Raw genomic sequence first — 13,489 nt, 5'->3', positions numbered from 1 at the left:
GCCGGGACCGTAGGGGCGGCCGCCCCTGGGGATGAGGCCGAAGGGGCGGCGCCCCTGGGGATAGGACGGGTACGGGCGGCGGGGGCGCGGCGGGGGGTGGCGGGCGGGGGCGGGGAAATCTCACCCACCCGGCGGCGCATCACCGGCCCCGGGCGACCCTCACCCCCCGTCGCCCCAAGCCATCCGCGCCGCCTCCATCACGGCCGGCACATCCTGGTCCAGCCAGTCGACATCCCACACCTCGTCCGCGGTCAGCCAACGCAGCTCGTCATGGTCCTCCAGCGCCCGGGGCTCACCGGACAGCAGATGGGCGATCCACACCCGCAGCACATACCCCGGCCGCACCACCCACTCACCGGGCACCCGCTCCGCGGACTTCGCCTCGACACCCAGCTCTTCGCGCAACTCACGCACGAGCGCTTGCTCGGGAGGCTCACCGGGCTCCACCTTGCCCCCCGGCAGCTCCCAGCGTCCGGCCAGCTCAGGCGGTGCGCTGCGGCGCGCGGCGAGCAGTCGCCCGTCGTTCAGCAGAGCGGCTCCCACCACCACGATCGGTTCGGTCATGCGCGGGAGCCTACGGGAGCGAAGACGGGCACCGGGCGGGGTGCGTCACTTGCTCACAGTCTGCCCGTTCTGGCCGTTCTGGCCGATACGTTCGACCCAGTAGAGCTGCTTGTGGCCGCGACCGTCGAGACTGTCCGCGATCTTCTGCGCCTCGGCGCGCGTCGCATACCTGCCCACCCGGTAGCGATTGCCGTTGTCGTCCTGCCTTATGACGAGCCAGGGAAGAGTGATCGTGCCGTCGTTCATCGACCCCCACCGCTCCTTCCCGCCCCGGCTCGTCCAGGTCCCACCCCCGGACGTCGCGCCCCGCCACCTAAGGAAACCGCAATCCGCATATGCCCGAGCGTACGCCTAACCTTCACGCAGCGAATCTGCCTTTTCACAAAGAGGTACGCAACCAGCCAAGACGAGGGGGGCGCACCCCGTCGAACGCGCCGTCGATCACTACCCGCGCGCCCCCCAGCGCTCCGACGAGCAGCGGTCCCGTGCCGTTCGTACGAAACGGGCCACTACCGGGCACCCTGGTACCCCGGGACCAAGAACGACCGAATTCGAACTACGTTCGGACGGAGTCCCGAGACTCCGACAGCGGCAACTTCCCTCCGGCAAGGGCCACTTGACCCATGCCCATGCCACAGCCCCTTACACGTGAGATCAGCCGGTTCCCGAACGAGGGGCGCCCCGCACCCACTTCCGCGTCCCGGGCTCACTTCACCGGCAGGTGATACGCCACCTGGTAGCGGTCCGCCGGGACCACCACGTCCGCCGTCTCCACCGGGCGGCCGGAGGCGAAGTACGTGCGCTGGACGACCAGGACGACATGCCCGGGGACACCGCCGAGGGACAACAGCTCCTCGGCGAGACCGGGGCGGGCGCCGACCTCCTCGGTGACGTTGTCGACGACGACGTCGATGGCCGCCATGCGCTCGACGACGCCCATGCCCCCTAGAGGCCCCTCCTCGGGAAGCATCACGGGTGTGCGGCCGGTGAGGGCGAGGGGCTCCCAGGAGGTGGAGAGCATCATCGCCTCCCCCGCGTCCCGGAAGGTGTACCTGGTGCACATCACGCGGTCGCCGGGCTGGATCGCGAGGCGCTCGGCGATCGTCCGGCCCGCTTCGACCTGCTCACTGCGCGACTCCCAGGTGCCGCGCGCCGCGGCGTCGGCCTGCTCCTGCCGGAAGGGTGTGGCGCCGCCGGCGGGCCGGAACCCGGAGCGGGCGACCCGACGCGGCACCGGCCGCTCTCGCACATACGTGCCCGAACCGGAGCGGCCTTCCACCAGCCCCTCGGCCATGAGCACCTTGCGGGCCTCCAGCGCGACCGTGTCCGAAACTCCGTACTCCTCGCGGATACGGGCCTGGGAAGGGAGACGGGTGTGCGGTGGCAGCGAACCGCTCACGATCTTCCTACGGAGATCACCCGCGACGCGCAAGTACGCCGGCTGCTCACCGAAAGTCACTGGCCGCTCCCATCAGGATGTACAGACAGCAACAGCGTGGCAACCGTGGGTTCGGCCATGCAAGCAAAGGCCAGAGAATCACTCGATGTGATGACATGTGCCCGGCGAGGGCTTTACGCAGGCACTTTCTCCCCACTATGGAGGCCGTCACACCTCCGCGCCGGAGCCGTCCTCGCCACCGCCCCCGCCGGCGTCCTCGTCGTCGTACGTCGGCGACTCGGTGGCCAGACCCAGAGCCTCGCGCGCGGTGACGGCCTTCGGGCCGCCGGTCAGCCGGTACGCCTTGTCCCAGTGCTCGGTGAAGTCCTCGGCGTCGCTCGCCTCGCTCGCCGCCTCCCACTCCTCGCGCGCCTCGTCCAGAGCCTCGACATAGTCGGTGACCGCCTGCTCGGCGGAGGACTCCCAGTCGTGCGCGCGCAACGCGGACGTCTGCTGTTCCAGGGCACGCACCACCTGCGACGCCCACACCTTGTGCCCGGACAGGTCGTCCTCCACGTACTCCGTGTCGGGCACCTGGTCGAAGGCGTCGTTCAGGATCGCGTCGGCCTCCAAGAAGGCGAGCTGATCGTCGTCGAGGGTCGTCGCGTCCCGCCGCAGCGAGCCCGTCAGGCTGCCCTCCGCGTCCACGTTGCCGAACATGCAGGTGATCTCGCGGTCGCCGTACCGCCAGCTCTGCCGCGTGGGCGTGAAGTAGTAGATGTCGACGTCGACCGGGAGCGCCCAGGCGTCCATCGCGTACTCCTCCGAGCGCGCGTAGCACCGGTCGTCGGCGACGTCGGTGACCGCGTCGTCACCCGGGTAGCCGCCGTCCGGCATCGAGAAGCCGGCGAAGACCTCCGCGTCGTGCTCACCGTCGCACGGCACGATGTCCACGTCGTACGCGTACTCCTCCAGGGAGCCGCTCGGCGAGTCGAAGCACTCGCCCTTCTCCACCGAGAAAGTGCCACCCGCGCTGCTCGCGGCGTCGCGGAAGCCGTCCCACGCGTCGCGCGCGCCGCCCGTGGTGAACGCGAGCGTCATCAGCAGCGCGCCGATCGTCGACAGCACGATTCCGGCCACCGCCATGCCCTTGCCGCGCTCCCCCTTCTTCCTGATCTGCACCAGCGCGACGATCCCCAGCAACAGCCCGACGCCCGGCAGGAAGCACAGCACCCCGAGCACGAGCGCGGCGATCGCGGGCCCGTTGACCGGCGGGGGCTGCGGTGGCGCCGGATATGCCCGCCCCCAGGCCTGACCCCAGGGCTGCGCAGCCGCCTGATACGGATACGGCTGCCCGCCCCCGGCCTGCGACTGCCCTGGCGACGCGAACGAGCCACCGCCGTGAGGTGGCTGGGGCCCGAGGGGCGGGGGTGTGGCCACGGGTACGGGTGCTCCTTGCGCCGAGCGGGGTGGGAGGAGTGAAGCGGGACGAGTGGAGTGGAACGAGTGGAGTGGAACGGGCCGAGTGAACGGACCGAAGGGAACAGGCCGAGTGGGAACTGACGTACGACTGGGCGCATCGTAAGCGGGTGATGGGCGTGGGCGATACGTCGGGCGGGGGACTGAGGCGGAAGGGATGTGCCCCGGGAAGCCCACCCGGCCCCGGATGCTCGGATCGCCGCCCCTACCGCCCCTACCGCCCCGCCCACCATGACGCACCGTCACCAACAACCCCGCCCACCCCGACCACCCCAACTACCCTTCGTCCATGACCCCACTGCCGGATCGCTTCTGCCCGACGGACGGCACGCGCGTCCCCGCCGCCTCCCTCGCCTGGTGCTGCCCGGCCTGCCGCGGCCCCCTGGACCTGGACTTCGCACCGACACCGGCATCGCTCAAGTCCCTGGCCGGCCGGGTGAACTCCCTGTGGCGCTACGCGGAGTGCCTTCCCCTGGCGGCGCCCACGATCTCGCTGGGCGAGGGCCGGACCCCGCTGGTCGAGCTGAAGGACGGCGTCCGGGCCAAGCTCGACTTCCTCATGCCCACGCTCTCCTTCAAGGACCGGGGCGCGGTGCTGCTCGCCGAGCTGGCCCTGCGGCTCGGCCCCCGGCGGGTGATCGCCGACAGCAGCGGCAACGCGGGCACGGCGGTCGCCGCGTACTGCGCCCGGGCCTCGCTGCCCTGCACGGTGTACGTCCCGCTCGGCACGTCGGCCAAGAAACTGGAGCAGATCGAGGCGCACGGGGCGCAGCTCCACCTCGTCGACGGCGACCGCGAGGCCACGGCCAGGACGGCCCGCGAGGCGGCTGACGCGGACGGCGTCTTCTACGCCTCGCACGTCTACAACCCGTACTTCCTGCACGGCACCAAGACGTACGTCCACGAACTGTGGGAGGACCTCGGCGGCCGGCTCCCCGAGGTGATCGTCGTCCCTGTCGGCAACGGCACGCTGCTGCTGGGCGCGGCCCTCGCGATCGCCGAACTGCACGCGGCGGGCCTCATCGACCGCCGCCCCGCCCTCTACGCCGTCCAGTCCGCCGCCGTGGCCCCGCTCGCCCACGCCTGGACCGAGGGCGCTGACGACCTTGTCGGGACCACACTCATGGCCCCCACCTTCGCCGAGGGCATCGCCATCCCCCACCCACCCCGAGCCCGCCAGATCCTCCGCGCCGTGCGCGACTCCGGCGGCACCTTCCTCACCGTGACCGAGGACCAGATCCGCCACGCCCAACGCGACCTGGCCTCACGCGGGCTGTACGTCGAGTCCACGGGCGTGGCCTGCTGGGCGGCCGTACGGGAGGGCGCGCTCGGGACCCGCACGGCGGTCGTGCCGTTGTGCGGAGCGGGGTTGAAGACGGGGCTGGCCGGAAGCTGAGGCCTCCACGCCCCGTCGCGGCAGCCGGTCGCCGGAGCCGTGGGTCAGTACGCCGCGTACAGCATCAGCGCGAGGAACCCCGCACCGACCGCCGTCAGCAGCATGCTGCTCCGCTTGTGCCCGACCCACAGCAGGAGCACTCCGGCGGCGACCGCCAGCACCCGGAACTCACCGTTGAACACGACGAGCACCCCGAGTATCGCCAATGCCACCCACATGTGGTCCCCCTCCCCCGACCTGATGTGCCTGCCTGCTCAAGGACTTCCCACACCAGGAGATCGACACCCCCAAACCCCCACGTTCCCGACACGGAAGAAGCCAAGGGCCGACCCGTGAGGGCCCGGCCCTTGTCTCACCACCCGTCGAAGCGGTCGACAGACCAGGGACCTGCCCTTGCCTCCATCGAGTGGCTGACTCACCAGGGCGCGCATAGGTACCCGGTCGGTCGGCGCGTCACAGCCAAGCTCTGGAGCCCTTGACGCGTTGTCGCCCCGAGCGGCGGAACAGCCACCCTGCACTACTCGTCTGCCACTGCGGCCGAAGCCGTGGAGCACGAGCCCACCACCGCCCGGTCGCTGTGAACGGCCGCTGACTCTTCGGGTGACGTCGCTAGGCTTGCCCCGTTACGACCACGCCCATGACCGGAGGACACCCCCGTGACGCCGACCGCTGCGAAGCCCGGTCCTCCATCGCGGCGTGAGCACTGGTTCCAGCCGCGCCGGTCCGGTTTCCGTTGGGAGCAGGAGGGCCTTGAGCATGTGCGGCAGCTGATGCCGAACGCCGAGCCGTACCGGGCATGGGCGACATTCAGGTTCACCGGTGTCACGGGCCGGGTCAACGAGTGCGATCTGTTGATCGCCGTGCCCGGAGGCGTCTATCTGCTGGAGCTGAAGGGGCATCCGGGGCGGGTCGTGAACCGGGGGGACACCTGGCAGTTCCACGACGACCGGGTGCGGACGCTGCGCAACCCGCTGCATCTCACCGATCTCAAGGCCAAGGAACTGAAGGCCCAGCTGGAGCGTGCCGCGCGTGCCGCGGGCATCCCCGAGGGGAAGATCCCCTTCATCAAGCCGGCGGTCTTCCTGCACGATCCCGACCTGGTGAGCGAGCTGGACGAGTTCCAGCGCACGTCGGTCTACGGACGCAACGAGGGTACTAGCGGTCTGCCCGGCATCTGGGACGGCCTGCTCGGACTGCCCCCGGAGCGGGAGAGCTGGCGCGTCACCCCGCAGGACAGCCAGCGGCTCGAAATGCTGATGAAGCGCATCGGGATCAGCCACTCCACCGCTCACCTGCGCTTCGGGGACGACTGGCTGCTCGCGCCGCGTGCGCTGGATGCCGGCCCCGGCTGGGAGGACCGGCTCGCCGCACGCGATGACGGCCTGGTCAAGGAGAACGGCAGGGTCCGGATCTATCTGTCGGGTCAGGCCTCGTCAGCGGAGCAGCGTGCCCGGGTGGACCGGGCTGCTCTGCGTGAGTACCAGGTGCTCCAGGGCATCAACCACCGCGGCATCGTGCAGGCCGTTCAGATCCGCGAGCACCAGGGCGGCCCGGCGATCCTGTTCCGGCACCAGGAGTCGGATCTGCGGCTCGACGCATATCTGGACGCGTACGGAGGCCGGCTCACGCCCGCTGTGCGGCTGGACCTGGTGCGCCAGCTCGCCGAGGCCGTCCGGTACGCCCACAACCGTTCGCTGTACCACCGGGCTCTGTCGGCGCGTTCGGTGTACGTGTCCGCGCACGAGGACGGTACGGAACCGGTGCTGCGGATCGCCGACTGGCAGACCGCCGCAAGGGACTTCGACACCACCTCACATCTCACGCTCGGCCAGACTCCGCTGGATTCCGGGCTGGTCGCCGACATCGCCCAGGTGTACCTCGCGCCGGAAACCACCCGGGAATTCGCGGACCCGGTCGACCTCGACCTCTTCGGCATCGGTGCGCTCTCCTACCTGCTGCTCACCGGCAAGCCGCCCGCCGATGCGCGGGGCGCGTTGGTGGACCGGCTCGCCGCGGAGGGCGGACTTCACCCGTACGCCGCCTCCGACAGCGTCTCCGCGGCACTGGACGACCTCGTCTTCCGGGCCACCGCCTCCGATGTGCAGAGCCGGTTGTCGTCCGCCGAGGAGTTCCTGCGGCTGCTCGACGCCGCGGAGGCCGACGCTGCCGTCGGCGGTCGGGGCGCCATCGAGGTGGAGGACCCTCTCACCGCCAAGGCCGGCCGTCGCCTCGATGCGGAGTGGGAGGTCGTGCGGGTCCTGGGCACCGGCGCGACCGCCCGGGCTCTGCTGGTGCGCCGCGTCGAGGAAGGAGTGCCGGATCCGGCGTCGCTGCGGGTCTTCAAGGTGGCGCTCGACCGGGAGAAGGACGCGCGGCTGTACGCGGAGGCGAAGGCCCTGCGCGAGGTGGGCGGCAACCGCATCGTCAAGCTGCTCGCCGCTCCCCGGGAAGTGGGCGGGCACACGGTCCTGGAGATCGAGTACGCGGGCGGCTTCCGCCCGGCCGACGACCGGGATCCGGTCAGTCTCGGGTCACGGCTGCGCAGCGAGGGCCGGCTGGGCTACGCCCAGCTGGAGCGGTTCGGCAACGACCTCTTCGAGGCCCTGGACAGCCTTGCCGCCCGCGGGGTGCGCCACCGCGACATCAAGCCGGACAACCTGGGCCTTTTCAAGCGGAGTGACGGCTCCTGGCAGCTGATGCTGTTCGACTTCTCCCTGGCCGATGCTCCCGACCAGGACCTTCACGCGGGCACCCGCGGCTACCTCGATCCTTTCCTGGGCGGCAGCCGCCGCGCCCGCTTCGACGATCACTCGGAGTGGTACGCGGCTGCGGTCACCCTGCACGAGATGGCCTCGGGCGAGCGGCCGGTGTGGGGCGACGGCCAGGGCGATCCGCTGACCGTTCCGAAGGCCGAGCTCTATGTGGCCCGCGAGCTGTTCGAGCCGGCGCTGGCGGACGGTCTGACCGAGTTCTTCGAGCAGGCCCTGCACCGCGACGTGGAGAGCCGCCACGACAGTCTCCGCCAGATGCAGGAGGCCTGGCGCGGGGTCTTCCGCAGGGCGGACTCCACGCGTCCGCCCACCACGCCCGCGACGGTCGACGCGCAGGCGGCGGACGTCGAGGACGCGCGCGAACAGGCTGCCGCCGCCGCAGACTTGACGACCCCGTTGGACGCCGCGGGGCTGTCGCCGCGCGCCGTGTCGGTGGCGGCGGGTCTGGGGGCCGTGACGGTGGGCCAGCTCCTGGACGTCCCCCCGCACTCGATCTCCCGTGCCCGGGGCGCCGGCAACGTCATCCGCAAGGAGCTCAACCGGCGCCACCGCCAGTGGACCCAGGATCTCCGCAGGCGGGTCACCCCGAAGCGGCCCGTGCAGGTGCCGGCCGACACCCCGGGCGACATCCTGGAGCCGGTCGAGATCCTCGCGGCCCGGCTGGTCCCGGCCGAGGGCGGTGTCCGTACGCGCCCGCGGCGGGACATCGTCCTGGCGACGCTGGGGCTCCCGGGCGTGGAGGCGGCCGGTGCGCTTTCCCCGTGGCCCGCCCAGTCCGCGATCGCGCGGGCCCTCGACGTGAGCCAGCCGACCGTCTCGGGGAACCTGGGCGCGGCGATCGAGCAGTGGACCGCGTTCACCTGGCTGGAGGACGTCCGCGCCGAACTGGTCACCATACTGTCCGAGCAAGGCAGGGTGATGACGGCGCAGGAGCTGGCCACCGAGCTGCGTGTACGGCACGCCCCGCGCGACGAGGACGATACGGACGAGGACCGGGCCGACCTCCAGGCGGAGGCCCTGGCCCTGGTGCGGGCGGCCACCGAGGTCGAGTCTCGCCGCGACGACCTGGCCCTCGGCGAGGGCGGCGAGGACGGCGCCTCCCGGTTCACCGTGATGCGCCGGGGCAGCGCGGTGCTGCTGGCCCTGGTCGACCTCCCGGGCGGCGACGACCCGACCCCGGTGGAGCTCGCCGAGTACGCGACCCTGCTCGGCCGGGCCGCCGAGGACCTGGCGGCCCGCGATCCCCTGCCCGGCGGCGGCACCGTCCTGCGGGAACTGCGCGCCGTACCCGCGCCGGAGGGCATGGCCCCGCTGGCCGACACCCGCCTGCTGACCCTGGCCGCCGCCATGGCGGGCGGTATCGGCGTCACTCCGCGCTTCGAGCTGTTCCCGCTGGACCTGGGACTCGAGCGGGCACTGCGGATCTCGCAGGCGGCCGCCGGGGTACGGGCCGGTGCGGGAATCGGCGCCGACGAACTGCTGACCCGGGTGAAGGCCCGTTTCCCGGGCCTCACGGCACTCGCCGACATCACCTACGTCGAGCTGGAGGAGGCGCTGTCCGGGGCGGGCTTCCCCCTGGTGTACGAACGGGAGACCCGACGCTTCTTCCCGCCCTCACGGGATGCCGAGCAGAGCCGTCCGGCGTTCAGCGGCTCCGTTCTGACCAGCACCGGCGCCTTGTACGACGCCGCGCAGGGCCAGCTGGCAGAGGGCCGCGACCCTCGTCGTCTGTCCGAGCTGCGGCTCCGGGAGTCGCTGCGCCGGGGCGGTTTCCTTGCCCTGACCGTCAGGGGCGCGCACCTGCCCGGCACGGCGCGCCGCCTGGCCGACCGGTTCGGTGTGCTGCCGGTCGACGTCGACGAGCTGTTCCTGACGGCCCTGCGGGAGCTGTCGGAGGAACAGCAGGTGCGGTGGGGAGCCCTGCTGAAGGCGGACGCCAAGTTCACCTCCACCGGCCGGATCGGGGCCGCCCTGGCGTCCTACACCAGGCTGGCCGCCGAGCGGGTCGCCGACCGCTGCACGGCCCTCGCCGCTCAGGCGGGTCCCCGTACGGTGCTCCTCGCGCACCGGGCTTCCCTCGCGGCCCGCTACTGGGAGGCCGGGGGCCGCGAACTCCTGGTCTCCTTGCAGGAGGCGGCCCGCCGTTCCGCCGCGGTGCCGCACGGTCTGTGGCTGCTGGTGCCCATGGACGACCCGCAGGCCACTCCGGCACTGGACGGCCGTCCGGTGGACGTCGTGGACCGGGAGAGCGAGTGGGAGGTTCTGGAGGGGTTGTTCATGCGGGAGCTCCAGGCGCTACGGGAAGCGAGCTGACGGTTGATGCCACGTCAACCGGGCTTCGACAGACGCGAATTCACCTCTTCGGAGCAGTCCTGCGACTTATGATCGGCGTCGTGCCGGACGATGACGCCAAAGAACCCACGACGGACTACGCCTGCGCGGGGGAAAGGCACTTCGAGGATGCCTCCTACCTCCACGGCGACGGGCGACTGTTGACCGCGGACCATCTTTTCGGACTTGCGGTGGAGTGCCTGATGAAGGGGTTGCTGCTGCGGTTCGGCACAGCGAACGGGGTGTCCATGATCGGCAAGAGGAATAGACCGGACAAGAAACCCTGGTGGGACGACCCCGACACGGGCGACCGTAAACCACTGGGGCATTGGCACGAAGTGCGCCCGGCCCTCTGCCTGCTCCTGGACGGACGTTCCGGCCCAGCTCTCGCCGAGGCCGTGACGAGGCTCTCGGCAGACTTCGAGCAGTGGGTCGTCGACGACCGCTACACCGACGGCACACACTTGGACACCTCACTCATGGCGCGCCGCCAGGAGGCGGCGGTCCTCGCCCACGAGTTGCATACGCACGTCCAGTTCACCGGAAAGCTGCCATGACCTTCTACGACGCCCCGATCCGCTTCGACCAGGCGCGCCCGGCCGCTTTTGCCTTCGCCCGTGAGGTCGCCGAGGAGGGCTTCGACGTCCTCCTGGTGCGGGACGTTCTGGGCCGTTTCTCTCTCGTGGTGGACGACGGCGATGAAGACGGGAGCGAAGGCGCGAGCGGCGAACAGGCCGACCGCTGGCGGGAGTCGTTCACCGCCCGGCTGGGCCGGTACTGCGGAGAGCGTCCCCTCACCCTGACGTCGGTCACGCGCCTGCCGGGATCCCTGACGGCCTCACCCCGCGCCATGGAGGTCGCGGCAGCCACCCCCACCACGGGCTCGATCCGGTTCCTCGACAACACGGTCGTCGGCGAGGACTGGTCTCACGTCACCACCCCCTCCGCCGCCGAGGGCGGAGCGTCCCGCACCCGCCGCACCGCCCTCTACGGGTTCAAGGGCGGCGTGGGCCGGACGACGGCGGCCTCTGTGCTCGCCCGCCGGCTGGCCGACGACGGCAAGATCGTGCTCGTCGTCGACCTCGACCTGGAGTCACCCGGCGTCGGCCCGCTCCTGCTCGCGGGCGGGAGCCTGTGCCAACACGGCGTCGTGGACCATCTGGTGGAGTCGGCGCTCGGCAACGCCGACGGTCTGGAGATCGTGGCCCGCTCCGGGTACGAGCCGCGCAACCAGGGTGAGCTGTGGATCGCCCCGGCGCGCGGGGCGGGCACCGAAGGCGTCCCCTACGGCTATGTGGACAAGCTCAACCGGGTGTACGCCGACGCGGAGGGGGGCCGCTTCGCCGACCGGCTGGCCGCCACCGTCCACGCCTGCGAGCAGGCGGTGGAACGCGGCGACAGCGGTCGCCTGCCCGACGTGGTGCTGCTCGACAGCCGGGCGGGCATCCACGACGTGGCGGCCGTCACCATCTCCCACCTGTGCGACTATGCGCTGCTGTTCGGCGCCGACAACGACCAGACGTGGGCGGGCTACCGGGATCTGTTCGAGGCCTGGGCCGCGTCCGGCCAGGCCCCGGCCATCCGCAGGAAGCTGCGCATGGTGGCGTCGATGGTCCCGGACTCGGCGCACTACTCGATGGACGCCCACCTGGGCTCCCTCCGCAAGAACGCCCACTCGGTCTTCAGCGTCCTCTACGACTCCGTCGCCCCGGGCGAACTCGGCGGCGTATCGGACGGCGCTCCCGACCTGACGGACGACTCCGCGCCGCACCACGCGATCCCCATCCTGTTCGAGCCGGGCCTGGTCGGCATGAACGTGCCCAACTCCCCGGACTGGCAGGAGCGCGCCTTCGTCCAGGCCGCGTACCGTGACTTCCTGGACACGGTCGTCCCCCTGATCATGGCGGGGCCGCCCGGGGAGCCCGACGCCGAGTCCGACGAGTCCGACCAGTACGCCGAGAGCACCGAGTCCGAGGAAGAGCGCCCATGAGCGAGCCGCTGACCCCCGGCGAGTACCGCGACCTGCTGTCGCGCGCGCTGGAGGGCACCGTGGACGCGGACACCCGGCACCCCACCCCGCACACCCTGTACATGCTGGACGCGCACCGCACCGCGCTCTACGTGGACCAGACCGTGGTGCAGGGCGACCGGGGCGTCGGCAAGACGTTCTGGGCGCGCTCCCTGCTCGACCCCGGGCTGCGGGAGGCGGCGTCGGTCGAGTACCGCATGTCCCGGCTGCTCCGGCTGCACGTCACGCCCGGCTTCGGCATGGACATGGGGTCACCGCACTACCCCGGCCCCCTCGTGCTGCCCTCGCTCCTCTCCGGCGGCGCGCTCCCCGAGGAGATCTGGTACGCCGTCCTCCTCACCGCGCTGGAACAGCCCTGGCCGCAGGAGATCACCGGCTGGGCCGAGCGCGTCGCCTGGCTGCGGACCAACCCCGCCCCGGCGGAATCCGCCATCGTCCGGGCCGACACGCGGGCCGCCGACGAGGGCATGGTGCACCTGCTGGTCTTCGACGGCCTGGAGCACCTGCACACCGACTGGGACACCCGTAACCGGATGATCGCCGAGCTGCTCCGCATGGCGATGCGGTTGCGGTTCGGCACCCGCAACATCCGCCTGAAGGTGTTCCTGCGCCCCGACATGTTCGAGGCGGCCAAGCAGCTCTTTCCCGACGCGTCGAAGCTGTCGGGGAACGCGGCCCGTCTGCTGTGGTCCCGCACCGACCTGTACGGCCTGCTCTTCCACCATCTGGGCAACGAGGACGACGAGCCGGCGGAGCGGTTCCGCCGCTTCACCGGCGGTTGGACGCTGCCGGAGGAGGGCATGCCCACGCGTTACGCGCCTCCGCCCGCCCTGCGCAACGACGAGAAGGAGCAGCAGCGGCTGTTCGAGCGGATCGCCGACCCGTTCATGGGCACGAACGTCCGCCAGGGCCGCCCCTACACCTGGCTGCCCAACCACCTGATGGACAGTAACGACCGGATCAGCCCGCGCAGTTTCCTCAAGGCCGTCGCCGAGGCCGCCGAGACGACCCGCCGCACCCGTCCCTCACACACGCGTGCCCTGCACCACGACGCGATCCGGAGCGGGGTGCGTGAGGCATCGACGGTCCGCGTCGACCAGGTCGTCGAGGACACCCCGTGGGTGAAACTGGCGATAGAGCCGCTCAAGGGCTGCCAGGTCCCGATCGCCCAGGGCAAGATCATCAACCTCTGGAAGGAGCGGGATCTGCCGCTGCTCCTGCGCGAGGAGTCGGCCCGCTACGCCCAGGCCGACCGCCCCGAACTGGTCCGCACCGGCCCGCGCCGTCCCGACGACCTGCCGCGGCTCGTCCAGGAGCTGATCGACCTCGGCGTGCTGCGCCGTCGTGACCAGAGCGTCGACGACTTCTCGCTTCTGGACCTGCCCGACATCTACCGTCTCGCTTTCGGGCTCGGCCGCCTCGGCGGGATTCCGCTGGCCGGGCGGTAGGCCGGGCCCGGCGGGAAGCCCTGCCTGGAGGGTCCGCCGCGCCGTCCGGGCTGGCAGGATGGACCGACCGGCGCGAGAGCACGCGCCGCAGAC

The 13,489-nt window shown here is 71.4% G+C and carries 10 protein-coding genes; 5 read left to right on the top strand and 5 right to left on the bottom strand.

The genetic code is table 11. The features are described from left to right. Positions 1–159: 159 nt before the first annotated feature. The 4 genes from OG272_RS32100 to OG272_RS32085 all read right to left on the bottom strand — a co-directional run bounded on the left by OG272_RS32100 (position 160) and on the right by OG272_RS32085 (position 3,382). Positions 160–564, bottom strand: coding sequence for a (deoxy)nucleoside triphosphate pyrophosphohydrolase (locus OG272_RS32100; RefSeq protein WP_327727959.1), 405 nt, complete (start codon positions 562–564; stop codon positions 160–162). Positions 565–609: 45 nt separating this feature from the next. Continuing rightward, positions 610–810, bottom strand: a complete 201-nt coding sequence (locus tag OG272_RS32095) for an SPOR domain-containing protein (RefSeq protein ID WP_326577976.1) — start codon at positions 808–810, stop codon at positions 610–612. A gap of 460 nt (positions 811–1,270) precedes the next feature. Next, entirely contained in the window at positions 1,271–2,023 is a 753-nt protein-coding gene (locus OG272_RS32090; protein ID WP_326577978.1) for a GntR family transcriptional regulator, read from the bottom strand. 147 nt (positions 2,024–2,170) lie between these two features. Further along, a complete protein-coding gene (locus OG272_RS32085) occupies positions 2,171–3,382 on the bottom strand; it encodes a DUF4190 domain-containing protein (RefSeq protein WP_327727960.1) in 1,212 nt (403 codons plus the stop codon). A gap of 328 nt (positions 3,383–3,710) precedes the next feature. On the opposite strand from OG272_RS32085, the gene OG272_RS32080 reads away from it, so the two are divergent. Further along, positions 3,711–4,817 carry a threonine synthase gene (locus OG272_RS32080; RefSeq protein ID WP_327727961.1) on the top strand — a complete coding sequence of 369 codons (1,107 nt, stop codon included), beginning with the start codon at positions 3,711–3,713 and terminating at the stop codon, positions 4,815–4,817. A gap of 44 nt (positions 4,818–4,861) precedes the next feature. Here the strand turns inward: OG272_RS32080 and OG272_RS32075 are convergent, their stop codons facing one another. After that, the gene (locus tag OG272_RS32075; RefSeq protein WP_405895355.1) at positions 4,862–5,035 is read right to left on the bottom strand and encodes a hypothetical protein; all 174 of its coding nucleotides are present in this window, start codon (positions 5,033–5,035) and stop codon (positions 4,862–4,864) included. A gap of 438 nt (positions 5,036–5,473) precedes the next feature. On the opposite strand from OG272_RS32075, the gene pglW reads away from it, so the two are divergent. From pglW to OG272_RS32055, 4 genes are all read left to right on the top strand, one after another. Further along, positions 5,474–9,901 (top strand): BREX system serine/threonine kinase PglW, encoded by a 4,428-nt coding sequence (gene pglW / locus OG272_RS32070; RefSeq protein WP_328223975.1) that lies wholly within the window; start codon positions 5,474–5,476, stop codon positions 9,899–9,901. Between the two features lie 80 nt (positions 9,902–9,981). Further along, positions 9,982–10,476, top strand: coding sequence for a hypothetical protein (locus tag OG272_RS32065; protein WP_328223974.1), 495 nt, complete (start codon positions 9,982–9,984; stop codon positions 10,474–10,476). Then, positions 10,473–11,909, top strand: coding sequence for a KGGVGR-motif variant AAA ATPase (locus OG272_RS32060; protein WP_405895354.1), 1,437 nt, complete (start codon positions 10,473–10,475; stop codon positions 11,907–11,909). The genes OG272_RS32065 and OG272_RS32060 overlap by 4 nt, the downstream gene beginning before the upstream one ends. Continuing rightward, on the top strand, positions 11,906–13,396 hold the full coding sequence (locus OG272_RS32055) for a hypothetical protein (protein ID WP_405895353.1): 1,491 nt from the start codon (positions 11,906–11,908) through the stop codon (positions 13,394–13,396). Before OG272_RS32060 ends, OG272_RS32055 begins: the two co-directional genes overlap by 4 nt. Positions 13,397–13,489 lie beyond the last annotated feature (93 nt).

Origin of the sequence: Streptomyces sp. NBC_00104, assembly GCF_045160825.1 — a bacterium.
Lineage (GTDB): Bacteria > Actinomycetota > Actinomycetes > Streptomycetales > Streptomycetaceae > Streptomyces.
Note: the sequence above shows the minus strand (reverse complement) of the source record. Positions and strands in the feature narration are given on the sequence as shown.

Coding starts and splice junctions, on each gene's coding strand:
- OG272_RS32100 (WP_327727959.1), bottom strand. CDS start 564: ATGACCGAACCGATCGTGGTGGTGGGAGCCGCTCTGCTGAACGACGGG.
- OG272_RS32060 (WP_405895354.1), top strand. CDS start 10,473: ATGACCTTCTACGACGCCCCGATCCGCTTCGACCAGGCGCGCCCGGCC.
- OG272_RS32075 (WP_405895355.1), bottom strand. CDS start 5,035: ATGTGGGTGGCATTGGCGATACTCGGGGTGCTCGTCGTGTTCAACGGT.
- OG272_RS32080 (WP_327727961.1), top strand. CDS start 3,711: ATGACCCCACTGCCGGATCGCTTCTGCCCGACGGACGGCACGCGCGTC.
- OG272_RS32095 (WP_326577976.1), bottom strand. CDS start 810: ATGAACGACGGCACGATCACTCTTCCCTGGCTCGTCATAAGGCAGGAC.
- OG272_RS32055 (WP_405895353.1), top strand. CDS start 11,906: ATGAGCGAGCCGCTGACCCCCGGCGAGTACCGCGACCTGCTGTCGCGC.